Annotated in this window: 25 protein-coding genes; 11 read left to right on the plus strand and 14 right to left on the minus strand. The window is 71.1% G+C overall.

All coding sequences use genetic code 11. The annotated features are described in order from the left end of the window. Window positions 1–93 precede the first annotated feature (93 nt). Window positions 94–552 (minus strand): hypothetical protein, encoded by a 459-nt coding sequence (locus VM889_12670; protein ID HVL49406.1) that lies wholly within the window; start codon window positions 550–552, stop codon window positions 94–96. Window positions 553–595: 43 nt separating this feature from the next. Then, window positions 596–1,894 (minus strand): SLC13 family permease, encoded by a 1,299-nt coding sequence (locus VM889_12675; protein ID HVL49407.1) that lies wholly within the window; start codon window positions 1,892–1,894, stop codon window positions 596–598. 73 nt (window positions 1,895–1,967) lie between these two features. Here VM889_12675 and VM889_12680 point away from each other — a divergent pair, with 73 nt between their 5' ends. From VM889_12680 to VM889_12690, 3 genes are read left to right on the plus strand one after another with little or no spacing between them, the layout of a single operon-like run. Continuing rightward, a complete protein-coding gene (locus VM889_12680) occupies window positions 1,968–2,171 on the plus strand; it encodes a hypothetical protein (GenBank protein ID HVL49408.1) in 204 nt (67 codons plus the stop codon). After that, complete coding sequence (locus VM889_12685) at window positions 2,168–2,863, plus strand: PrsW family glutamic-type intramembrane protease (GenBank protein HVL49409.1); 696 nt, start codon at window positions 2,168–2,170, stop codon at window positions 2,861–2,863. Before VM889_12680 ends, VM889_12685 begins: the two co-directional genes overlap by 4 nt. 42 nt (window positions 2,864–2,905) lie before the next feature. Further along, window positions 2,906–4,477, plus strand: a complete 1,572-nt coding sequence (locus VM889_12690; protein HVL49410.1) for a replication factor C large subunit — start codon at window positions 2,906–2,908, stop codon at window positions 4,475–4,477. Between the two features lie 3 nt (window positions 4,478–4,480). On the opposite strand, the gene VM889_12695 is transcribed toward VM889_12690, so the two are convergent. After that, window positions 4,481–5,596: a GTP-binding protein gene (locus tag VM889_12695; GenBank protein HVL49411.1), complete on the minus strand. Its 1,116-nt coding sequence runs from the start codon at window positions 5,594–5,596 to the stop codon at window positions 4,481–4,483. Window positions 5,597–5,941: 345 nt separating this feature from the next. On the opposite strand from VM889_12695, the gene VM889_12700 reads away from it, so the two are divergent. Further along, window positions 5,942–6,616 (plus strand): ArsR family transcriptional regulator, encoded by a 675-nt coding sequence (locus VM889_12700; protein HVL49412.1) that lies wholly within the window; start codon window positions 5,942–5,944, stop codon window positions 6,614–6,616. On the opposite strand, the gene VM889_12705 is transcribed toward VM889_12700, so the two are convergent. Together VM889_12705 and VM889_12710 are read right to left on the minus strand one after the other, a co-directional pair. Next, on the minus strand, window positions 6,617–7,081 hold the full coding sequence (locus VM889_12705) for a RidA family protein (GenBank protein HVL49413.1): 465 nt from the start codon (window positions 7,079–7,081) through the stop codon (window positions 6,617–6,619). 7 nt (window positions 7,082–7,088) lie between these two features. Beyond that, the gene (locus VM889_12710) at window positions 7,089–7,523 is read right to left on the minus strand and encodes a Holliday junction resolvase-like protein (protein HVL49414.1); all 435 of its coding nucleotides are present in this window, start codon (window positions 7,521–7,523) and stop codon (window positions 7,089–7,091) included. A gap of 66 nt (window positions 7,524–7,589) precedes the next feature. On the opposite strand from VM889_12710, the gene VM889_12715 reads away from it, so the two are divergent. Further along, on the plus strand, window positions 7,590–8,009 hold the full coding sequence (locus tag VM889_12715; protein HVL49415.1) for a hypothetical protein: 420 nt from the start codon (window positions 7,590–7,592) through the stop codon (window positions 8,007–8,009). Here the strand turns inward: VM889_12715 and VM889_12720 are convergent. Then, complete coding sequence (locus tag VM889_12720) at window positions 7,992–8,873, minus strand: DNA glycosylase (GenBank protein ID HVL49416.1); 882 nt, start codon at window positions 8,871–8,873, stop codon at window positions 7,992–7,994. The two genes, VM889_12715 and VM889_12720, sit on opposite strands and share 18 nt — an antisense overlap. An 86-nt stretch (window positions 8,874–8,959) precedes the next feature. On the opposite strand from VM889_12720, the gene thpR reads away from it, so the two are divergent. From thpR to VM889_12735, 3 genes are all read left to right on the plus strand, one after another. Beyond that, complete coding sequence (thpR, locus tag VM889_12725; GenBank protein HVL49417.1) at window positions 8,960–9,502, plus strand: RNA 2',3'-cyclic phosphodiesterase; 543 nt, start codon at window positions 8,960–8,962, stop codon at window positions 9,500–9,502. 1 nt (window position 9,503) lies between these two features. Beyond that, the gene (gene cca / locus VM889_12730; GenBank protein HVL49418.1) at window positions 9,504–11,618 is read left to right on the plus strand and encodes a CCA tRNA nucleotidyltransferase; all 2,115 of its coding nucleotides are present in this window, start codon (window positions 9,504–9,506) and stop codon (window positions 11,616–11,618) included. A gap of 226 nt (window positions 11,619–11,844) precedes the next feature. Further along, on the plus strand, window positions 11,845–12,111 hold the full coding sequence (locus VM889_12735) for a hypothetical protein (GenBank protein HVL49419.1): 267 nt from the start codon (window positions 11,845–11,847) through the stop codon (window positions 12,109–12,111). Window positions 12,112–12,155: 44 nt separating this feature from the next. On the opposite strand, the gene VM889_12740 is transcribed toward VM889_12735, so the two are convergent. From VM889_12740 to VM889_12750, 3 genes are read right to left on the minus strand one after another with little or no spacing between them, the layout of a single operon-like run. Beyond that, window positions 12,156–12,470: an iron-sulfur cluster assembly protein gene (locus VM889_12740; protein ID HVL49420.1), complete on the minus strand. Its 315-nt coding sequence runs from the start codon at window positions 12,468–12,470 to the stop codon at window positions 12,156–12,158. A gap of 50 nt (window positions 12,471–12,520) precedes the next feature. Continuing rightward, the gene (locus VM889_12745; protein HVL49421.1) at window positions 12,521–13,366 is read right to left on the minus strand and encodes a sulfurtransferase; all 846 of its coding nucleotides are present in this window, start codon (window positions 13,364–13,366) and stop codon (window positions 12,521–12,523) included. Window positions 13,367–13,404: 38 nt separating this feature from the next. Beyond that, window positions 13,405–13,923, minus strand: a complete 519-nt coding sequence (locus VM889_12750; protein ID HVL49422.1) for a GyrI-like domain-containing protein — start codon at window positions 13,921–13,923, stop codon at window positions 13,405–13,407. Window positions 13,924–14,004: 81 nt separating this feature from the next. On the opposite strand from VM889_12750, the gene VM889_12755 reads away from it, so the two are divergent. After that, window positions 14,005–14,697, plus strand: coding sequence for a lysophospholipid acyltransferase family protein (locus VM889_12755; GenBank protein ID HVL49423.1), 693 nt, complete (start codon window positions 14,005–14,007; stop codon window positions 14,695–14,697). Here the strand turns inward: VM889_12755 and VM889_12760 are convergent, their stop codons facing one another. Then, window positions 14,698–15,525 carry a hypothetical protein gene (locus tag VM889_12760; protein ID HVL49424.1) on the minus strand — a complete coding sequence of 276 codons (828 nt, stop codon included), beginning with the start codon at window positions 15,523–15,525 and terminating at the stop codon, window positions 14,698–14,700. Window positions 15,526–15,604: 79 nt separating this feature from the next. On the opposite strand from VM889_12760, the gene VM889_12765 reads away from it, so the two are divergent. Together VM889_12765 and VM889_12770 are read left to right on the plus strand one after the other, a co-directional pair. Next, window positions 15,605–16,009 (plus strand): DUF309 domain-containing protein, encoded by a 405-nt coding sequence (locus VM889_12765; protein ID HVL49425.1) that lies wholly within the window; start codon window positions 15,605–15,607, stop codon window positions 16,007–16,009. After that, window positions 16,006–16,260 carry a hypothetical protein gene (locus tag VM889_12770; protein HVL49426.1) on the plus strand — a complete coding sequence of 85 codons (255 nt, stop codon included), beginning with the start codon at window positions 16,006–16,008 and terminating at the stop codon, window positions 16,258–16,260. Before VM889_12765 ends, VM889_12770 begins: the two co-directional genes overlap by 4 nt. Here VM889_12770 and VM889_12775 read toward each other — a convergent pair. From VM889_12775 to VM889_12790, 4 genes are all read right to left on the minus strand, one after another. Beyond that, complete coding sequence (locus VM889_12775; protein HVL49427.1) at window positions 16,226–18,055, minus strand: VCBS repeat-containing protein; 1,830 nt, start codon at window positions 18,053–18,055, stop codon at window positions 16,226–16,228. The two genes, VM889_12770 and VM889_12775, sit on opposite strands and share 35 nt — an antisense overlap. A 54-nt stretch (window positions 18,056–18,109) precedes the next feature. After that, a complete protein-coding gene (locus VM889_12780) occupies window positions 18,110–19,486 on the minus strand; it encodes a metallophosphoesterase family protein (GenBank protein ID HVL49428.1) in 1,377 nt (458 codons plus the stop codon). A 145-nt stretch (window positions 19,487–19,631) separates the two neighbouring features. Next, window positions 19,632–20,156, minus strand: a complete 525-nt coding sequence (locus tag VM889_12785; protein HVL49429.1) for a hypothetical protein — start codon at window positions 20,154–20,156, stop codon at window positions 19,632–19,634. Between the two features lie 265 nt (window positions 20,157–20,421). Further along, window positions 20,422–22,047, minus strand: a complete 1,626-nt coding sequence (locus VM889_12790) for a hypothetical protein (protein HVL49430.1) — start codon at window positions 22,045–22,047, stop codon at window positions 20,422–20,424. Window positions 22,048–22,237: the final 190 nt, after the last annotated feature.

Here is a 22,237-nt window from a genome sequence, read left to right on the forward strand (position 1 = left end):
GTCCCGGCACCCGAAACCCGGGCCCGGACCCCGGCTCCCGGTCCCGACACCCGGCACCCGAAACCCGGGCCCGAGACCCGAGGCTCGGCGCGCTCAGTCGCATTCCTGCTTGTAGTTCGTGGAGACGGGCCGCTCGGTGTCGAGGGGGATGCCCTGCGCCACGAGCGCGCCGCGGAGGGCGGCGAGGGTGGCGGCGGCGGCTTCGGTCTGGGTCTCGACCTCGGGCGTGTACTGCGGGAGGAGGCCGCGCACGCGGTTGACCTGGATCGCGGTCGCGTCGCCGTCCGCGATGGGTCCGACGATGGCTTCGTGGTCGCGCGCGGTCGCGTTCCACGAGGGCCCGAAGGTCACGAGGTACGAGAAGCCCGTCCAGTTCGCGGCGAGGTCCGTCGCGTTGAAGGCGCGCTCGGCGGCGGCGCGGTCGAAGTCCCACGCGTCCTCGACGTTCGCGCGCACCATCACGTCGGTGCAATCCGCCGCGGGCGGCGAAGCGCAGCCCGCGAGGAGGAGGACGGGGACGAGAAGAATCAGGAACCGGGGAGCGTCGCGCACGCTCCGTCGAGGCCGCCCCGGCGTCTTGGGGTTTTCGCTCCGGTCACGCGAGCGCGAGGACGACCGCGAGCGCGGCCGCAAGGGTGACGAGCGTCACGGGAAGGCCGAACGCGAGGAAGCGCAGCGCGTCCACGTCCTCGCCGCGGCCGCGCGCGGCTTCCGCCACGATGAGGTTCGCGGCGGCGCCGACGAGCGTCGCGTTGCCGGCGAGCGTTGAGGCCGTCGCGAGGACGAGCCACGGGAGGTCGCCCCCCTGCGCCGCGGCGGTGGGGGCGAGGAGGAGCACGGCGGGGACGTTCGAGACGAGGTTCGAGAGGACGGCCGTCACGACGGCGAGGCCGGGGACGGTGTCGGGCCGCATCGCGGCGAGCGCGCCCTCGAAGCCCGCAAGGAGGCCCGCGTCGCGGAAGCCCGCCATGAGGACGAAGAGCCCGATGAAGAGGGCGAGGATGCCCCAGTCGACGCGCGCGAGGAGACGCGCGGGCGGGACGCGGGCCCCGGCCCACGCGGCGACGAGGAGCAGGAGGCCGCCCGCGAGCGCGACGTCGCCGAGCGTGAACCCCGCGGGCGCGACGACGAAGCCCGCGAGGACGAGCGCGAGGACGCCGAGCGCGAGCGCGAGGAGCGGTCGATCGAGCGGCTCGAAGGCGGGCTCGACCCGCCGGACGGGCCGCGCGAGGACGCGGCGGAACCAGACGAGCGCGACGAGCGCGGCGAGGACGAGGGCGACGAGCGCGGCGGGCGCAAGGACGGCGACGAAGCGCGCGAAGGACATCCCGCTTGCGAGGGCGATCGCGGCGTTCTGCGGATTGCCGACGGGCGTCGCGAGGCTGCCGATGTTCGCGGCGACGGCCTCGGCCGCGAGGAACGGGAAGCACGGGAGGTCCATCGCGCGGCAGGCGCGCACGAGGACCGGGGTGAGGAGGAGGACGACCGCGTCGTTGAGCGCGAGCGCGGAGAGGCCCGCCGCAAGCGCCATGGTCGCGAGGAGGAAGCCGCGCGCGGTGCGCACGCGGCGCACGATCGCGGCGGCGGTCCAGCCGAAGAAACCCGCGACCTCGAGGCCCGCCACGAGCGCCATCATGCCGAAGAGGAGCGCGAGCGTGGGTCGGTCGACGGCCGCGACGGCGGCCCCGGGCGCGACGGCGCCCGCCAGGAGCATGAGCCCGGCGCCCGCGACCGCGAGGCCGGGGCGCGCGAAGAGGAAGGTCACGCGCGCGACGCGGGCCGGACCGAAGGCGCGCTCGGCCGCCCGGCGACCGAGGCGCGGGAGGGACGGGAACGTGAGGGCCGCGAGCGTCCCGCCGAAGACGACGAGGGCGAGGATCGGCGTCCACGTCACGCGGGCCCGAAACGACGGCCGCCTCAAGAGCCTGCGCCCGGCTCGAAACCCATATATGGCCCGTGCCGCTCTCGTGGCCCTGATCCCCATGAGCCACCAAGCCTGGTCCGTCCTGAGCGGCCTCCTCATCCTGCTGGGCGTCGCCTTCTACCTGTGGGTCGGGCTCGTCCACGGCTCGTGGACCGACATCGGCTCGTACACCATCGCGGTGACGCTCATCGGCTTCGGCGCCGTCGGCCTCTGGACGGCCCGTGCCCCGCCGGCCGGGACCCGATGACGCTCGAGCCCGTCTACCTCGCAGGGCTTCTCCTCGCGGCCTTCCTGCCCGCGATCCTCTGGACGATCACCATCCGCCAGGTCGAGGGCCGTCGGCGCGAGCCGTGGAGCAGGGTCGCCCGCGCGTTCGTGTCGGGGGGCCTCCTCGGCGTCGGCGCCGCGCTTGTCCTCCTCCAAGGCGCCTTGTGGTTCGCGCGCCCCATGCCCGCGGCCGAGAGCCTCCTCTTCGTGACCGTCGTCGCCGCGCCCCTCGTCGAGGAGGCCACGAAACCGCTCGGCCTCCTCCTCTTCCGCGACGCCGATCCCGAGCCCGAGAACGGCTACATCTACGGCGCCGCCGCGGGCCTCGGATTCTCGGCCGTGGAGAACGTGCTCGTCGAGGGCGCGGTCCTCGCGACGGGCTCCTTAGGCGCCTTCGTCGCGACCGTCGCGCTCCGTTCCGTCGCGACCGCGCTCCTCCACGCCTCCGCGACGAGCCTCGTCGGCCGCGCGATCTGGGCGTGGCGCTACGAGAAGGCCCCGGCGATCCTCATCGTGCCGTGGTATGCCGCCGCGGTCCTCGCCCACGGCGTATTCAACGCCCTCGCCGTGGCCTCGACCCTCGCCTCGCTCGCGCTCGCGATCGCGCTCGCCGCGGGCGCCTGGGTCCTCGTGAGGCGCGCGGTGAAACGCCTCGACGCCGCCGCGGCCTGAGGGGCCCCAAAGGGCTATGGGCGGCGAGGCGGTTCGCGCCGCGTGGCCGCCGCGACCGCCGCGCTCGACTGGGCCGAGAAGCACCGGCCCCGCCGCCTCGCCGACATCGTCGGCAACAAGTCGGCCCTCGAGGAGCTCAACGCGTGGGCGGACGCGTGGGCCTCCGGCACGCCGCCCGCCGAGCGGGGCGTCATCCTCGCCGGCGAGCCCGGCGTCGGGAAGACGACGGCCGCCCACGCGCTTGCCGCCGAGCGCGGATGGAGCGTCGTGGAGCTCAATGCCTCCGACCAGCGCAACGAGGAGGTCATCCGACGCATCGCGACCTCCGGCGCGGTGAACGCAAGCATCCTTTCGACGGGCGACGCGAAGCAGGGACGCCAGCTCGTGCTCCTCGACGAGGCCGACAACCTGTTCGGCCGCGAGGACCGCGGCGGCATGAAGGCCATCCTCGACACGCTGCGCGTCACGAAGCAGCCGATCGTCCTCATCGCGAACGATCTCTACGAACTCACGCGGAAGGCGGGCGCGCTCAAGACGCTCGCGCGCACGATCAAGTTCACCCGCGTGTACCGGCCCTCGATCCCGGCCGCGCTCAAGCGGATCGCCGATGCCGAGAACGTCGCGGTCGAGCCCGAGGCGCTGAAGCTCATCGCCGAGCGCTCGGGCGGCGACATGCGGAGCGCGGTGAACGATCTCCAGGCGCTCGCGATGGGGCGCACCAGGCTCCTCGTCGCGGACGTCGAGGCCCTCGGCCGCCGGGACACGACGGGCGACGTCTGGGGCCTCCTCGGCAAGGTGTTCCTCGGCCGCAACCTCGACGAGGCGCGCAAGACGCTTTGGACGCTCGACGAGACGCCCGAGTCCGTTTCGCTCTGGATCGACGAAAACATCCCCGTTCTCTACCTCGACCCGGCGGACCGGCTCGACGCGTTCGCGATCCTCGCGCGCGCGGACATCTTCCTCGGCCGCGTGTCGCGCCGGCAGCACTATGGCCTCTGGTCCTACGCGGGCGAGCTCATGACCGCCGGCGTCGCCGTCGCCAAGGTCGCGAAACCCGCCTCGGCGCGCTTCCAGTTCCCCGGCTGGCTTCGCAAGCAGTCTGCCTCGAAAGGCATGCGCGAGCTGCGCAAGCGCGTCGCGGGGAAGGTCGCGATGGGCGTGCACACGTCGCCCCGGCAGGCGCGCGAGAGCATGTTCCCGTTCCTGCGCGCCCTCATGGAGAAGGACGACGAATTCGCCGGATGGGTCGCGGCCGAGTTCGAGCTCGAGAAGGACGAGATCGCGTTCCTGCTCGAAGCCCGGGAAACGACGGCGCGCGTGAAGGCCATCCACGAGGCCGCCTCGAAGCGGCTCGAGGCGAAACCGCGGGAAACGGCCCGCGCCTTCGCGGGCTACGAATCCGACGAAGCGGAGGATGCGGGGGACGAGGAGGACGAGGCGATCGCGCCCGTCGCCACCGACGAGGACGACGAGGAGGAGGTCCCCGCGAAGACCGCGAAGACCCCCGCGAAGGCCGCCTCGAAGGAGAAGCCCGACGCCGCTTCGAAGGAGACGCCGAAGAAGGCCGACGCGAAGGACGACGCGAAGCGGCAGCGGAACCTCTTCGATTTCTGAGGCTCAGCGGCGCAGGATGAGCGTGAGGACGTCCTTGTCCGCGAGCGCGTGGTCGATGCCGACGGATTGGTTCTCGAACTTCGCGCTCGGGCCCGAGACGAGCGCGTAGCGGAACTTGCCGCGGAACTCGCGGTGGAGCTTGTCGCACACGTCTCCGACCGTGGACCCGCTCTTGATGACGAGCGGCTCCTCCATGTCGGCCTCGCCGCCCTGCGGCTTCATGAAGACGCGGATGAACTTCAGCTCCTCGTAGATCTTGTCCTTCAAGGCCTCGAGGTTGAACTCCTTCGCGGCCGCGATCGGCACCACGGGCCACTGGCGCTCGTTGAACATGCGGATGGACTGCTTGACGTAGTCCGGGTCCTGCGTGTCGACCTTGTTGAGCGCGACGAGGGCGGGGATGTAGACGCGGTTTCCGGCGAGGACGTCGACGAGGTCGTCCTGCGTCGCGTCCTGGCGGATCACGACGTCCGCGTTCACGATGCCGTACTCCTTCACCATGTCCTTGACGACCTCTTCGTCGAGCCCCTTCGATTGGGGGACGGTGAAGTTCACGTTGATGCCGCCGCGCTGGCGCGACACGTAGAGCTTGATGTCGGCCGGCGCGCGGTTGAGGCGGATGCCGGCCTGGTAGAGCTCGTCCACGATGACGAAGATCTGCTCGGGGTTGAACGCGTCGGCGACGAGGAGGATGAGATCCGAGGATCGCGCGACCGCGATGACCTCCCGCCCGCGCCCCTTGCCGCCGGAGGCGCCCCGGATGAGCCCCGGAAGATCGAGGATCTGGATCTCGGCGTGCTTGTAGGTGAGCATCCCGGGAATGCACGTGAGGGTCGTGAACTCGTACGCCGCGACCTCGCTCTCCGTCCCCGTGAGCTTGTTGAGGAGCGTCGACTTGCCGACGCTCGGGAAGCCGACGAGCGCGACCGAGGCGTTGCCGCTCTTCTTCACGGCGTAGGCGGGCCCGCCGCCGCCCCCGCCCGAGGCCCGCTTCTCCTTCTCCTCCTTGAGCTTCGCGAGCTTCGCCTTGAGCTTCCCGATGTGGTGCGACGTCGCCTTGTTGTAGAGGGTCTTCTTCAGCTCCTCCTCGATGGAAAGGATCTGCTCGTCGACACCCACGGAGGCCTTGTAGCCCGGGGTCCGTTAAAAAGCTTACAGAGGTCGGCGCGCGCGGTCCGCCGCGGCTCCCGCGAGGCCGCGCGACCGCCCGTCGCCGCGCTCGGCGGCCTGCGAGGTCGCCCCTTCCGCCTCGCTTTTCGCCGCGGCCTTTCCGACGCCGCGTGGCCGCAGGCCGCTCCGGAGGCGACCCGGGCGGCCCGGAGCCGTCGCGGCGACGACGCGGATGCCGCGATGCCCGCCCGACCGCCGAGGTTCTTCCGGCGACCGTCGGAGAAACCCTTAGCGTGCGCATGGGGGCCGTCGGTCCACGCGGCTGGGTCCGCGTCGCACGGGGGAAAACGCAGAGTGAAGAACAAGGAAGAAGCGCTGCAGCTCGACACCCGGCGCGCCATCTACGATTACATCAAGACAACGCCGGGCGCCCACCTCCGGAAGGTCCACCGCGCCGTGGGCCTTCCCTTCGGCCAGGTCCTCTACCACCTGAACTACATGGAGCGCAACGAGCTCATCGTCGTGAAGAAGGACGGCAAGTTCAACCGCTATTTCGTGAAGCACCTCATCGGCCGCAAGGAGAAGGACATCATCAGCGTGCTCCGGCACGACGTCCCGCGCCGCGTCTCGATCCTCCTGCTCTTCCAGCCTCGCCTCACGCACAAGGAGATCCTGCAATACGTCGAGATCTCGCCCTCCACGCTCTCGTTCCACCTGAGCAAGATGGTGGAGGTGGGCGTCGTGGGCCGCGAGAACCGCGGCCGCGAATCGTATTACTGGCTCACCGACGAGAAGCTCACCGCGAAGGTGCTCATCATGCACCGCGAGAGCTTCAACTCGGACGTCGTCGACCGCTTCGCGGACGTCTGGCTCACCATGAACTACCGCGAGCCGACGACGCGCGAGGAGGCCGCGAAGACCGACGAGTACATCGCGAAGAAGGTCCCGGACGGCGCGAACCTCGCGCTCGCGGTGCTCCACGGCGGCACGGAGGCCTCGGCTTCCCCCACGAGGACGCCGGTGGCCTGATCAGCGGGGCGCGACCTCGAGGAGAAGCTCCACCTCGACGGGCGCGTCCAGGGGGAGCACGTTGACGCCGACCGCGGCGCGGGCGTGTCGACCCTGCTCGCCGAAGACCTCGAGGAGCAGGTCGCTCGCGCCGTTCGCGACCTTCGGCTGGTCCGTGAACGTGTCCACCGACGCGACGAACACGCCGACGCGGACCACCCGCGTCACGCGGTCGAGCGAACCGATCGCCTCGCGCGCCACAGCGAGCGCGTTCAGGACGCACTGGCGGGCGCACTCCTGGCCCTGCTCGATCGTGACCTCCGCGCCGAGCTTCCCCGTGCGAAGGAGCTTGCCGTGCTGGAAGGGGATCTGTCCCGCCACGTAGAGGTGCGGACCGCTCAGGACCGACGGCACGTAGGCGGCGACGGGCTTGGGCGCTTCGGGGAGGGCGATCCCCAGGACCTTGAGGCGGTTTTCAGCGGGCATGCGCGCGTCAACGCCCACGCCGGTCAAATACCCTTTTCCAAGGCTCGAGGACCTCGACGGGCTTCGCCTCGGCGACGTGGAAGGCGATCCAGCCCACGCGGCCCTCGAGGACCGCCTTCCGGATCGCGAGCTGATCGGTCGACAGACGCGACGACGCGGCCTTGATCTCCACGAAGTACACCGCGTCGTCCTCGAACTGCACCCCATCGATGGGCTTGCCGATGAAGCGGAAGTTCTGCGGATCGAAGGGCCAGCCCGCCATCCACGGCGCGAACTGCTCGCTCAGGTTCCCGTAGCGCGTCGCTTGCGACCGACGATCGGTCTCGAGGCGATCGGCGCGCGCGACCGCGGCGCGCGTCCGCGCGACGAGGATCCACGCGAGAAGCCATCCCGCGACGACCGCGGCGACGAGGAGGTACACGACGACGTCCGGAATCTCCACGATGCGTCAAGCACTCGAAAGGCCTTGAAGGGAACCTTCACGGTCCCGGCCGGGTCTCGACCGCCCGTGCCCCGCGCCGCCGCCTCCGTCGCCCCCGCGCGTCTCGAGCGGTGGAGCCGCCTTGCGGCCATCGTTCTCGGCGCCGTCCTCGCGCTGAGCCTCGGTCTCGCGCTCGCGGAACAGCCGTGGCCGTGGACGACGTGGGTGCTCTTCGCGCTCCTCGCCGACCTCGCGCTCGTGGCCGGGATCCTCGCGCGCGGGGCCGACGCGAGGCCGCGCCGCCGCGCGCTCGGGGCCGCCGTCCTCGTCGCCGCGACGCTCGCGGGCGCGTGGTTCTTCGCCTTCGCGCTCTCGGGCGGCGAGGACCGGGCCGTGGTCGGCGGTGCGCTCGGCGTGGTCGCGACCGCCGCGCTCACGGCCACGGGCCTCCTCGCGATCCTCGATCCGGTCGAGCGCCCGCTCGTTCCGCTAGGGCGCCGCGGATGAGGCGAGGCGGGAGGCTCCCGGGGCGCGACGCCCGTGGGCGCCCTCGACGCGCGCCGCGTGGAAGAGGAACTGCTGCGCGAGGCCCGCGTCCGAGCCCCACCGCGCAAGGGCGAAGGCCTTGAGGTCCCGCGGCGCCTCGCCGGCCTCGAAGAAGCGGTCCGCGACGGCGCGCGCGATCCACCGGTCGACCGGGAACGCCTCGCCATGCCCGAGCCCGAAGAGCGCGACGCAGTCCGCGACCTTGGGACCCACGCCCGGAAGCGCGAGAAGGGCTTCGCGCGCCTCCCCGCAGGACGCCTCCCGAAGCGCCTCGAGGTCGCAGTCGCCGCGGGCGACGGCGCGGGCCGTCGCGCGCACGTAGGGCGCGCGGTACCCGAAACCGAGCGAGACGAGCCGGCGCTCCCCGAGCCGCGCGACCGCATCGGCGTCCGGGAACGCGTGGTAGGGGACCTCGCCGTCGTCGCGTGGCTCGCCCGCGGCCTCGGCGAGGCGCGCGAGGATCCCTTCGATGCGCGGCACGTGGTTGTTCGCGCTCGTGACGAAGGCCACGAGCGTCTCCCACGGCTCCTGCCGCAGCACGCGGAGGCCCGCGTGCCGCGCGACCACCGGCGCAAGGACGGGGTCTTGCGAGAGCCGCTCGAGCGCGGCCGGGTACGATCCGTCGAGGCCCAGGTAGCGCGCGAGACGCGCCCGGCCGCGGCGTCGCGCGCTCGTCCACGCGAGGCCGCCGGGCGCGGTCGCGAGCGTCCAGAGGTCGCCCTCGACGACGCCCGCGAACGCATCGCCGATCGCGCGGAAGCGGAAGGACTGCCCGCCGAGGAGCGTGGGCGCGAGGAGGACGGGTTCGTCGGTCGCGACGTGCACGCGGGGGCGATGGGCGCGCCGCGCCCATCAATCCCTCGCCCGCCGCGCAAGGAAATGTCTTTCTCGGGCGCCCGCCTTCCGCGCGCGTGAGCCTCCGGAGCTTCGTGGCGGTGGAGGTGGGGCCGCGCCCCGCCCTCGCCCGCCTGAGGGACGAAGCGGCGGCCCTCGACCGCGACCTCAAGGCCGTCGCGCCCGAGAACCTCCACGTGACGCTCCGGTTCCTCGGGGACGTCGACGCGAGCGAGGTCTTGGCGATCCTCGAGGCGCTGCGCGAGGCGTGCGCCGGCGTCGCGCCCTTCACGATGCGGCTTCGCGGCGTGGGCGCGTTCCCGAGCCCGGCCCGGGCCCGCGTCCTCTGGGCGGGCCTCGAAGGGGCAGACCCGCTCGCGCGCGTCGCCGACGGGCTCTCGCGTCGCCTCGGCGCCCCGGACAAGCCTTTCGCGGCGCACGTGACGCTCGCCCGCGCGAAGACGCCGAAGGGCGCCGCGAAGGTGCCCGCGTTCGTCGCGCGCCACCGCGACTGGCAAGGCGACGAAGTCCCCGTCGAGCGCATCGTCCTCATGCGTTCCGAGCTCGCCCGCGAAGGTCCAACCTACACGCCGCTCGGCGCGGCCGCGCTGGAGGCGTGACGTGGCGCTCGACGTCGGGACGGCGCTCGTCCTCGTGAACCTCGTGCTGCTTGCGGGCGGCCTCGTCCTATTCCTGCCGGCGCGCGGCTACCCGACGACGCCGCGCGACGCGCGCCGGCTCCTCTCGAAGTACGGCCGATACCTCCTCGTCGCGCTCTTCGTCCTCGCGCTCCACCTCACCCTCGTCGCGCTCGACGAGCCTTTCCGCTCCGCGCTCGGGCTGACGGACCTCGCGCCCGCGATCGAGCGGTTCGAGAACGGATTCGTCCTCTCGCTCTCCCAGTACTGGTCCCCTCTCGGCAACCTCTTCTTCAGCTTCGTCTACATCGTGCTCCATCCGTTCATGATCGCGTTCGGCGCGATCCTCTTCGTCGTGAGCGACGAGGAGCGCGCCGCGAAGGCCGTCCTGCTCTCGTACCCGCTCGCCTACGGCCTCGCGCTCCCGTTCTATCTCTTCTGGCCGGCAACCAACGTCTACCAGTTCTACGGCATCCCCACGCCGCTTTTCGACCTCTTCCCCGAATTCTCGTCCATCTACTACCAGGCGACGACGCCCGACAACACCTTCCCAAGCCTGCACGTCGCGATGGCGGTCCTCATCGCGAACGCGACGCGCTATTCGCGAAACCGGCCGTTCCGCGTGTTCGCGTGGCTCTACGCGGCGAGCGTCGTCGCGGGGACGATGTACCTCGCGATCCACTGGGCGACCGACGTCGCGGGCGGCCTCGTGCTCGCGGTCGTCGTCGCGGGGCTCACGGGACGGGTCCTCTCGCTCGAGCGCGTGGCCCTCCAGCGCCTGAGGCCCGATCCGGAGGAGGCCCACGCGATCGCCGCCGACGGCGAGGCGATCGTGGAGCACGTGACCTCCGTCGCGCGCGACCTCGGCCTCGACGCGCGACCGATGCTCGTCGGGAGCGTCGCGAAGGACACGTATCTCAAGGACAAGGTGGACTTCGACGTCTTCGTGCTCTTCCCGCCCTCGACCCCACGGGAGACGCTCGAGAAGAGCGGCCTCGCGCTCGGTCATCGCGCGCTTCCGGACGGGATCGAGAAGTACGCCGAGCACCCCTACGTCCACGGAACGTGGCGCGGCCGCCACGCGGACGTCGTCCCGTGCTTCGCCGTGGACGACCCTTCGAAGCGTCTTTCCGCAGTGGACCGCACGCCGTTCCACACGCGCTTCGTGCTCGAGCGCATGGAGCGCGAGCAGCGCGACCAGGTGCGCCTCCTCAAGCAGTTCTGCCGCGCGGTGGGCGTCTACGGCGCCGAGGCCCGCGTGCGCGGGTTCTCGGGCTACCTCTGCGAGCTGCTCGTCCTCAAGTACCACACGTTCCAGGGCGTCGCGAAGGCGGCCTCGTCGTGGCGGCCCGGCACGTTCCTCACGCTCGAGACGCTCGAGGGAAATCCGCGCTTCCCTGACCCGCTCGTGTTCCTCGACCCCGTGGACCTCAAGCGCAACGCCGCGAGCGCCGTGAGCGACGAGACGCTCGAGCTCTTCGCCGAGGCTTGCCGCGCGTACCTCGACCGTCCGGGCCTGACGCACTTCTTCCCGAAACGCCTCGTGCCCCTCACGCCCGACGCCCTCGCGCTCGAGGTGCGCCGACGGCGCGCGACGCTCGTGCTCGTGACCTTCGAGCGCCCGCCCGACGTGCTGGAGGACCACCTCCACGACCAGCTCCGCAAGGCCGCGAACGCGCTCTCCGCCCTGCTCGCGCGGCACGATTTCCAAGTCCGCCGCGCGACGACCGACCTCGGCCTCGACGCCCGCGTCCTCGTCGAGGTGCCGCAGGGTCGCCTGCCCGAATCGGTCGAGCACGTGGGCCCGCCGCTGACCGCGGGCGTCCACGCGTCGCGCTTCCGCGAGACGTGGGGCGACCACCCCGACGCCCTGAGCGCGGTGTACGAGCAGGACGGGCGCCTGAAGGTGCTGCGTCGCCGCGAGTATCGCGACGCCGCCGACCTCCTCAGGGCGAAGATGCGCGAGGTGGACCTCGGCAAGCACCTCACGCCGCTTGCGCCGCGCGCGAAGGTGGAGGCCGGGCCGAAGGTCGTGCGCGAGGACACGGCGGCGCTCGTCACGCGGCACGTCACGCGCCTCAAGCCGTGGGAGCGCTGACGGCGCCGCCGGGAGGCGCCCGGGAGCGGCCTTTCCGGGTCAACGTGTCCCGCAAGCGTCCCGCGCGGGCGCGGCCGCGGTCGCCAGGGGAGGGGGATAAGCCTCGCGGTTTTCCCGATTGGGCGACGGGCCGGAGTCCCGTTCCCCGAAGGGACATCTCACCCACGGTGCATCTTCACCTTGCGGGCAAGTCGGCCCGCGGGTCAAATCGGGAGAGGCACAAACCATGATGATCGACGAATGGCAGGCGCGCAAGAAGCAGGAAATGCTGAACGACGACAAGGAGATCAAGGTCAAGATCCCCTTGGACTACCACATCAAGCTCCACACGGTCAAGGTCATCAAGGGTCAGAACATCAGCGAGACCGTGAAGGCCGCGCTGGCCCACTACTTCCAGGAGATGCGCATGGCCGACGCGGCGATCCCCGCCGCGCCCACAGTCATGGTCACGACGGACGCGCCCGCGACGCGCGAGCGCGACCTCGTCCTCTGAGCGCGTACGATGCGCTCCGGCCCCTTCGCTGAGGGCGGAGGGGCTCAGATCGGGATGCCCATCGCCGCGAGCATGACCTTGCCGTCGTCCGTCGCGCGTTCCGGGCTCCACGGGGGATCGTAGGTCAGGTTGACCTGCACGTCCTTGACGCCCTCGAGCGTGAGGACGGTCCCCTTCACAACCTCCATGATCGCGGGGCCCACGGGGCAGCCCATGGCGGTGAGCGTCATGTCCACCTGGACGACGCCGTTCTCGTGCGGTTCCACGCGGTAGACGAGGCCGAGGTCCACGATGTTGATCGGGATCTCGGGATCGTAGACGCCCTTGAGCGCGTTGATGATCTCGTCCCGGGAAGCCATCAGGCTCCCTGAGTCGAGCCTCGCTTAAGACCCTTTTGGACGCCCGAGGGCTATTCGTCGCCCCGGGCCACCGGACGCAGGGGATTCCTTATCCACTCGCTCCAGGACCCCGGGTAGAGCGCGGCGCCCGGAAGCCCCGCGTGCTCCATCGCGAGGATGTCGTGGGGCGCGGTGACGCCGGAACCGCAGTAGACCGCGGCCTCGCGCGCGGGGAGGCCGGCGAGCACCTTCTCGTACTTGGCCCGGAGCGCGACCCGGGAAAGGAATCGTCCGTCCTCGCCGAGATTGCCTCCCGTCGGCATGTTGACCGCGCCGCGGATGTGGCCGCCCACGGGATCGATCGGCTCCGTGTCGCCGCGGTAGCGCTCGGGGGCCCGCGCGTCGAAGAGCCGCCGGGGCGCGCGCGTCGTCATGTCCCACGTCGTGACCGTCGGCATGTGCAGCGGCCGCCCCTCGAAGCGGCGCGGCGCGCGGCGCGGCGCTTCGGTCGAGAGCGGATGGCCCGCCGCGACCCACGCGGGAAGCCCGCCGTCGAGGACCGCGACCGCGCGGTGGCCGAAGTCGCGGAAGAGCCACCAGGCGCGCGCCGCCCAGATCCCTCCCTTGTCGTCGTACGCGACGACCTGCGTCGCCGCGTCGACGCCCCATCGCGACGCCGTCGCGCGGAAGGCGTCCGCGTCCGGGAGCGGGTGACGGCCCGTCGTCCGGCCGACGGGGCCCGAAAGGTCGCGGTCGACGTGCGCGTGGAACGCGCCCGGGATGTGGCCCGCGGCGTGCATCGCCTCGCCGGCCTTCGGATCCGTGAGGATGTGTCGGCAGTCGAGAACGACGAGGTCGTCGTCGCCGAGCCTTTGCGCGAGCCCGTCCACGTCCACGAGCGTGCTCCAGGACTCCACGCGCGCCGAGCGCGCGGGCGGAAGAAAACGCTTCCGGCCTACCGCGCGAAGCCCACGAACACGTCCCGCGTCTCCGCGAGCGTCACGGGGTCGCTCACGTGGAAGCGCTCGACGAGGTGGCCGCGCGCGGGCGTCCCGCGCTCCTCGGCCCACGCGAGGAGGAACGCGAGCGCCTGCGGGAAGCTCGCGAGGTCGCCTTCGTAGCGCAGCGCCACGCCCGGCGTCGCCGGGAGATCGAGCGGTTCGAGGCCGTCGGGGAGCCGCGCGTCGGGCGCGACCGGGTAGCCGAGGTCGGCCTCCCAGAGCGCCTCCGCGCGGGCGCTCCTCGGAAGGTCGTAGTAGACGCCCGTTGCGGGACCCGTCGCGGCGACCTCCGCGGACTCGAGCGCGAAGAGCACCTCGTCGAGCGTCTGGATGCGCGTCCACGGGACGTAGGGCCCGACGACGCGGCGCCGCGCGAGGCGGACGGGGTCGAGACGCGTCTCCGAGGGACCCTGGACGACGCGGAAGGCGCCGAGGGGCGAGCGGGCGCGGCGGGGCGGCGTCGCGGGGGTCACGCGCGCCGAACCCGGTCGAGCGTCATAAACCCGCCCCCCTGGGCGAACGGTTTATGCCGGGCTTCCCCGATCGCTCGGGCCATGAGGCCGGCGCGCGAGGGCGAGGACCCCGTCCGTCTCTATCGCGCGATCTATCGCGCCGCGCGGCGGCCGAACGCGGCCGTGACCCGCCTCCGGGTGGACGGGCTCCACCACATCCCCGAGGAGGGTGGTCTCATCGTCGCGTCGAACCACCTCAGCTGGTGGGACCCGGTCATCCTCGGCACCGTCCTTCCGCGGCCCATCCATTTCCTCGCGAAGAAGGAGGTCTTCCGCGGGCCGTTCACGAACTGGTTCTTCTCGAGCGCGGGCGCGATCCCGGTCGACCGCCAGAAGGGCGGCAACATCGAGGCCCTCGCGGCCGCCGTCCGCGTCATCGAAACGGGCGGCGTCGTCGGCATCTTCCCGGAGGGCACGCGCGCCGCGCCGGGTCGCACGCTGCCGCCGCGCACGGGCGTCGCGCGCCTCGCGCTCGCGACGGGCGCGCCCGTTCTTCCCGTCGCGGTGCTGAGCGACCGGTTCTGGGGTCGGGGTCGCGCGACGCCCCGTTTCGGCGAAACCGTCTACGTCGCCGTCGGGCCCCCCGTGAGCTTCCCCAGGGACCCCGCGGCCGCGGCCGACGCAAACGTCACGCCGAAGGTGACGGCGGACATCTTCGACCGCGTGGTCGTCGAGCTCGGGCGCGCGGAAGCGGCCCGCGCCGCGGGCGCCGCGTGGCCGCGGATGAGCTTCTGATCACACGGGTACGACGCCCGGCGTCGGCTCGAAGCCGGTCCCGCGCGCGACCCCCGCGAGGCGGCCGTACACGAGCGTCGCGGCGAGGACCCAGAACGGCATCATGACCGCGGCGGTGATCACCGTCGCGAAGAACTCCGCGGCCGGGCCCGCCGCGAGCGAGACGATGCCCGCAAGAAGCGCCACGCCCGCATGCGCGACCGCGAGGGCGAGGAAGACGAGGAAGAGCTTCATGCGGTTCCCCCGCGTGAGATCGAGGCTCCTCCGGATGGACTCCACCGCCCCGAGCCCCTCGAGCGCGAGCACGGGAAACACGACGGAGAAGGCCACGGCGAGGATGATCCCGGGGACGACGAGGAGCACGAGGCCGAGCGCGACCGCGACGCCCACGAGGAAGAGGGCGACGATCGCGTCGCCCGCGCGCCGCATCCCCTGCCCGAGCGCGGTGGCGACCTCCGTGCCGAGATCCGTGGGCGGCACGCCGCGCAGGGCGCGCCAGGCGAGGACCGCGCCCGCGACGTACGCGACCCCGTTCACGACGACCGAGACGACGAGGATGACCACGCCCCCGGCGAAGTTCGCGATCGCGCGCTCGAGGACGCTCCCCGGATCCGCCGCGGGCGCGCCCGCGGGGGCGAGGGCGAGCGCGGGAACGCTCGTGAGGAGGGCGGCGAGGGCGAAGAGCGCGGCGAGCGCCACGAGGTGTCTCCGCTCGACGCCGACGATGCGCTTGATCACCGCTTTCGGCGACAAGGCCGGCGTCGGCCTGTCCACGGGCACGCGGCGGGCGGGCGAACGGTCCCCGTTCGACGCTTCCTCGTCGGTCACTCCGGAACCTTCGTCGACCGTCATGCAAAACGGTTGCGGCGCCCGGCAGCTTCATCGCCCGCCCGGCCGTTCACCGGGCGTGGAGATCGAGGGCGCGCTCGCGGAAGGCGCCCGTCGCTACAATGCGGGCCGATTCTGGGACGCGCACGAGGCGTGGGAGGAGGCCTGGCTCGCGCTCAAGGCGGCCGGACGGACGCGCGAGGCCGACGTGCTCCAGGGCTTCATCCTCGTAAGCGCCGCGTTCGAGAATCGCGCGCGGGGTCGGGAACGGGGCTTCAAGCGGCAGATGGCCGAGGGCCTCGCGCGGATCCGCCGGGGCGAGGCCGAGGCCCGCGCGCTCGGCTTCGACGACGTGACGCGCTTCACGACGGCCCTCCTCGATCTCTATCTCGACGCGTGCCGCGACGTCCGATGGGAGCGTTGGAGGGCGCGCGAAACGCCCGCGCCCGCGCTCGCGCGCCGAGCCTCCGGAGGACCGTCATGAACCCGCCCCTCGCGACCGTGGAAATCGATCTCAAGGAAGCGCATCTCCTGCTCGGCTTCGCGTCCTCGCGCGCCGCCGAGGTCGACCGCATGATCCGCAACCTCGAGGAGGCCGAGGGCATGGACGCGGACCGGTGGCGCATGCTGCGTCACCTCAAGGCCGAGCGCGAGGCCTTCGAGACGCTCGTCGTGAAGCTCGAGGCGGCCGCGCGCGAGATCAGGAGCGGCGGCGCAGCGCCCGCGCGACCGTGAATGCCACGGCCGCGAAGACCGCGGGAGCGAGCGCGGGCACCGGACGTTCCGGCAGCGCTTCGTCGGGGCCGCCTGGTTCGCCTCCGCCGGGGCCGCCGGTCCCGTTCGGCGGCGGACGCGTCGCGTTGCCGGCCGTGCCGTTGGTCGTCCCGTTCGAGGTTTCGTTCGAGACCGGAACGGGCGGCGGGATCTCGAATCCCGGAGCCCCGGGCAGGCTCGGGAAACCCTGGTACTCGAGGGAAAAGAGCGGCACGTTGCCGTCGTGCACGCGCGCGCCCTTCTGCGTCTTGAAGATCACGAGGGCGCCCTCGCGGCAGCCGATGTTCACCTTCGCGCGCTCGCAGTGCTCGGAGGGAGCCTTCCTCATGACCGGCACCACGACCTCGACGTGGCCGTCCGCGTCGACGTCCGCCGCGAAGGGACCGCGCGACGCGACCCAACCGCCGTCGGGGAAGCCGACCCAGCCTTTCTTCTTCCCGTCCCGCGCGGAGTAGAACGAGAGGCCGTCCCGGCCTTGCTGCTCCTCCGCGAGAACCTCCGCGACGCCGTCGCCGTCGAGGTCGATGAGCGCGATGGCCTTGTTCGACCACGTCGAATCGACGCTCGTGCGCCAGAGCGTCTCGCCCGTCGTCGCCTCGAGCGCGAAGAGGTTGGCCTTGCCCGTCCTCTCCCATCGTCCGGGCTTGTGGCCGATGGTGTTCCAATCGAGGAACACGAGATCGAGGTCGCCGTCGCCGTCCACGTCGTGCGGGACCGGCGCCATGTAGATGAGCGGGTTCGCCCACTCAGGCTGCTTGTACCACAACACCTTCCCGCGGTGGTCGAGCGCGGCGAGCTGAACGTGGGAAGCCGCGCGGTTCTCCGGCGTGATGTCGCTCTCCTCGCTCGAGGAGTAGGGCCCGCCCGCGACGCCCCTTCCGCCCACGACGATCTCCTTCGTCCCGTCGCCGTCGAGATCCGCGACGAGCGGATGGACCGGGATCGAGCCCGGCCAGTTCGGCAGCCGGTAGCGCCACTTGAGGTCGCCCGTCTTCGCGTCCTGCACGATGACCTGGCCTCCATCGGTCGCGAACACGACCTCGAGCCTTCCGTCGCCGTCGAGGTCGTCCACGACGGGGCCGCCATTCCCGTCGCCGCGCAGGCCGCCCCACACGAACTTGCCCGTGGGGTCGAAGGCGTACTGTCCCGGCGTGCCGTCCGTCTGGAGGAACACCCACTGCTTGCCGTTGCCCTCGACGTCCGCGAGGAACGCGGCGCCGTCCGCGGAGGGCCATCCTCCGTAGGCGCGGCCGTCGTTGTATCGGAAATCGGGTTTCATCCACCGGGGATCGGGAAGGGCCCGCCAGAGCTCCTTGAACGCGAGCGTCCCGTTCGCGCTCCCCGCGGGATCGACCTCGAACACGGTGATCTCGCCCGCGCTGTTCACGACCACGAGATCCGCGCGCCCGTTGCCGTTCACGTCCCCGATCGCCACGCCGTTCTCGTCGCGCGCCGCCCAGCTGCGCGGGAGGTTGTTGTAGAGCTCCGCGAGGATGCGGCCGCTGACGGGATCGATGACGTAGACGCGGTGGTTGTCGCTCTGGGCGATGATCTCCATCCGCCCGTCGCGATTGAGATCGAAGAGGTTCGCCGCGTGCGTGTCGAACGCCTGGAAAGGAACGTCGGCGCCCGCGCTTCGCGAGTCGATCAGGCGGACGAACGTGAGGAGGGGGCGGTCCCCGTCGTCGACGGCGAGCGTGACGACGGCCGGGAGGACGAGGCCGACGGCGACGAGCGCCGCGATGCGGGACACCATGGGCCCCGCACGCCGGTGGGGGCTGTTCGGCCCTTGTGGTACATCCCGCGGTGCCTATCGGGCACGGGGACGGGCCCTGAGCGCCACCGCGAGCGCCGCCACGAGCGCGGCCCACGCGAATCCGATGTCCGGCGTCGCGCGCGTCGGCGACCCGGCGCCCGCGCTCACGTGATCGGCGAGGGACGGGACCGTGAAGGCGTCGAGGATCTTCCCGTCGAGTCCGATCGCCGTCACGTTCACGACGTCGCCGTCGAACCGCATCGCGACCACGTGGTGCTCCTTCGCCCGCGCGGCCTCCCAGTCGGGCGCCGTCGCGTTGCGGAAGTCGTAGAGGCTGCGGCCGCCCCCGCCCGTCACGACGTACACGCTCCCGTGGGGGTCGACGCCCTTGCCGGCGACCATCGGCTTCGACCGCTCGTAGAGGTGGTCGTGGGCCTGGATCACGATCTCGGGGCGATACTTCTCGAAGAGCGCGCCCCAAGCCTCGACGATCCGGGCCTGCCCCCCGTGGCGGCCGTCGCTCACCATGGGCTTGTGGAAGAAGGGGATCAGGAACCGAATATCGGGATCCGCGCGCGCGGCCGCGAACTCCCGCTCGATGAACGCGAGCTGCGCGGGGTTCACCTGGTCCGTGCAACCGTAGTGGTCGCCCGAGCCCCGCGAGATGGATTGGACGCACCACGCCTCCGTGTCGAGGGACACGAAGCGGGCATGGCCATACGTGAACGCGTAGTAGTGGGCCCCGGGCGCGGACGGCATCACCATGCGCGCGATGTACTCCTTGAGGTCGCGTTCCTCGTCGCCGTCGTGGTTCCCGAGCGCCGACATGTAGGGAACGCGCGAGGCGAGCGGTTCCACATGGCGCGCCCAGGTCTCCCAGTCCCCGTACGAGAGATCGCCCGGGTGGAGATGGAGCACGGGGTCGGCGTCGAGCGCGGCCTTCACGGCGCGCGCGGGGGGCGACGCCGCGTCGGGCTCGCGCGTCGCCGTGCGGCCCACGCCCTGGTCGCCGTACGCCGTCACCACGAACGACGTCGCGTTCAAGGGCGCCGTGCGGAAGGTCATGGACTTCGTCCAGCCGGTGTTCTCGGATCCGACGCGGTAATGGTACTCGGTCGCGGGTTCAAGCCCGTGGAGGAAGGCGACGAAAGCGACCGAGAAAAGGCTCGGCGAGGGGCGCGGCATCGCGTGCGCGCTCAGGCCGTAGGCGGCGGTCGTGCCGTATTCCACGTGCAGGTTCAGGCCCGACGTGGTCCACTGCCCGGCCCCCGACGTCCGGATGTGCCACATCACCGTCATCGTCCGGGCCGGGTCCGAGCCGTACGCGACGTGGACCCCCTCCGGGACGAGCGGGGCGAGCGCGGGCGCCTGGGCGGAGGCTGGGGGAAGCGCGAGGACAAGGACCACAAGCAGGAGCGCGACCGTGCGCATGCGGGAGCCAGGCGCGAAGGGCTTCATCTAGCTTTCCGGCGCGCATGGGAATCCGCGAGCGACGCGCGGCGGTTGCTGCGTTCGAAACCGGGGCGCCCGACGCCCGATCCCGACCGATTCGGTCGCCTTCGTCGACCCGACGGCTTCAGGAAACCCCGGGCCGTTCGCGAAGTCCCTCGAGGATCGCGACCGCGACGGCGGCCGAGCCGAAGGCCCCCATCGATTCATCCCAGTAGTCCCACGCGATCGTGTGGGTCCCCTCGCCGGCCCGCTCGGCGAGTCGGAAGCCGACGTGCGACGCCGAGAGGTGGGCGACGGCCTCCGCGAGGTTTTCGGTGCTTTGCTGGTCCCACCGCGCCTTGTAGGTTTCGCCCGGTTCGATCGTGAAGGTGGCGTGCAGGGCCCCCGGCCGGAACACCCGATGTCCGAACGCGTCGCGAACGGTCCACGGATCGGAGGACATGAGCGTGATCGCGCCCGGCCCCTCGTTGCGGACCGTCATGATCACGGGCTCCGGCCAGCCGTTCGGCCCGATCTGATGGTATCCGTCGCGATCGACCGTGATCGTGATCCGCGCCGGGGCCGCCGGGGTCTCGGTCGCGAGGGCGGAGAGGGGCACGCCGAGGAGGAGGACGAAGCCGAGCGCGAGGAGGCGGAGCATGGGAAACAAGGATCGACAGCCAGGCCGCCTTCCATGAAGGCACCGCCCGTGCGTCGAGCGCGGAGCCGATCGGGGCCGGCCTGAACGCCGAGGACGGATCCGAGCGGGGCCTGTCGCCGGTTCGGATTCGTTGGGGCGCCATCCCGTTCAACGGAACGATCCGAGGGTACGGGGCCCTGACCCCGTCCAAGTGCTCGGGTGCTCGGCGACGGCGGCCCATCGAATCCGCATGGCGCGCAATCCACGTTCCGTGAAAAGGGGGCCGAGCGTGAGGTCAGCCGGATTCCGAGGGCAGGCGCGCGACGATGACATAAGGGCCGTCCCAAGATCGATCAAGGTAGGCGACGTTGAGTTGAGCGACACGTTCCAGTCCGATCGGGCGGCGCCAAGTCGCTTCGCCGTGAACCTCGATACATGACTCAGCGCCGTTCCTGTAGCAGACTCTCGCCGAGGCGCCCTCTGGCAAGCGGATTTCGATTTCGACTTCGCCTTGGGCACGCGAGGCGATCGAGTACCAATCGGAATAGTCCCCCTCCGACATCACGAGTTCAGCTTCGCATAGGCCCCCTTCCGGCAACGCGACGAGGTATTGGTTCGGAGCCGCATCGCGCCCGGATCCGCAGTCGCTCTGACCGCGAGGTTCGAAGGCCTCGACGCGAAGGGCGTAGGCGCCCGACCCAGGGGCAAATCCCCATATGCTCAGCCGCCACGAGTGGGTTGCGGGCGCCTGGACGGGGAAGGATACACGCTCCCCCGAGGCGACCGTTGCGCAAGACGAGAGGACGCTCACGACATGAGCGCAGAAATAAACCGCCCCCTTGCCGTGGAATTCGAGATCCAGTCGAAGCGCCCTCGCCTCCGGGAACTCGAAAATGTCCTTCTCGTCCCCGTTGGCGTAATCGAGTTCACCAGCACACTCGACAAGGGATGACGACAAGACAACGGGTTGCCCGGACGATGCGTCCCGACCTCCGCCGCAATCGTCGTGCGGCTCGACCGAGCGCACGTCGATGCGATAATCCGTGGAACCGCTCGACGATAACGCCTCGACCACCAACACGTAAAGGCGAGGCGCGGAAGCCATCCAGTATCGGCGGCCCGAGTCCGAATACTCATTGAAACACTCGACAGCAAACTGGGTCACATAGTCGAAAAGGCACGCTCGGACCACGGATCCGGGGCCCTTCGACAACGTGATTGTGACGGCTTCGCCCTCGGCGAAGTCGATCGCCAAGACATCGATCGGGTCGAAGGTATGATGAATTCCCCCGAGGCAGGAAGAAATGGTCGAGATGGGGGTTGCCGACGAGGCGTTTCGCCGGTCGCCGCCCGCATCACGTCCGGTGCCACAATCATTCTCCGTGGGTACCATCGTGACCGTCAGCTCGAATCCATATCGTTTCCACGCGTTTTCATCGGTTGCGAGAATCGCCAGGCTCCAGTCCCCCGCCGCTTCGGCCGTCCACCGGATTCTACTCGACCCGCAACCGACCTTCGAACCGTCGGGCCGGTGGAGGCAGAACGAGGACGACGACGTCAAACCGGCCGTCCTCTCGACGAGCACGACCTCCCCCTCACGGACCGCCATTCGGTAGTAATCGGCGGAATCGCGAAGACCGAAATCGCCGACGCAGGCCGCAGGCGCCGCGATTCCGCGAGCCGCCGACTGCGAATCGCCCGCGTCGCCGAGGCCACCGCAATCCGCCTGGACGATGCCGAGGCCCACTGCCCCAATGTCCGGCAACGCAGGTGGGGCAACGCCCGCGGTGACGCCGGTGCCCGACCCTGAGCCCGGGGCTCCATCCCACGTGACAAGGCCGCGAACGTCGCCCGCTGGAAAGGCAGCGACGGACCCTGTGCTGAGAAGGAATATCACCAGGACGGCCACACCGAGGCGCATGGCCTTGGCATGACATGGGAGATTTATCAAAGTTACGCTTGACATCTCATAACCACGAGCCCATCCCCAAGAGGCGCATTGAGAAATCAACCACGCCACGCGCGAACCCCTCGACACAGGACGTGGCAAGCGTCCCGCGTTTCGACTCCGCCCGCATGAGTCGGGGGAGGGGGGCTTGCCTCACTCAGAT

The organism is Candidatus Thermoplasmatota archaeon (assembly GCA_035540375.1).
Classification (GTDB): domain Archaea; phylum Thermoplasmatota; class SW-10-69-26; order JACQPN01; family JAJPHT01; genus DATLGO01.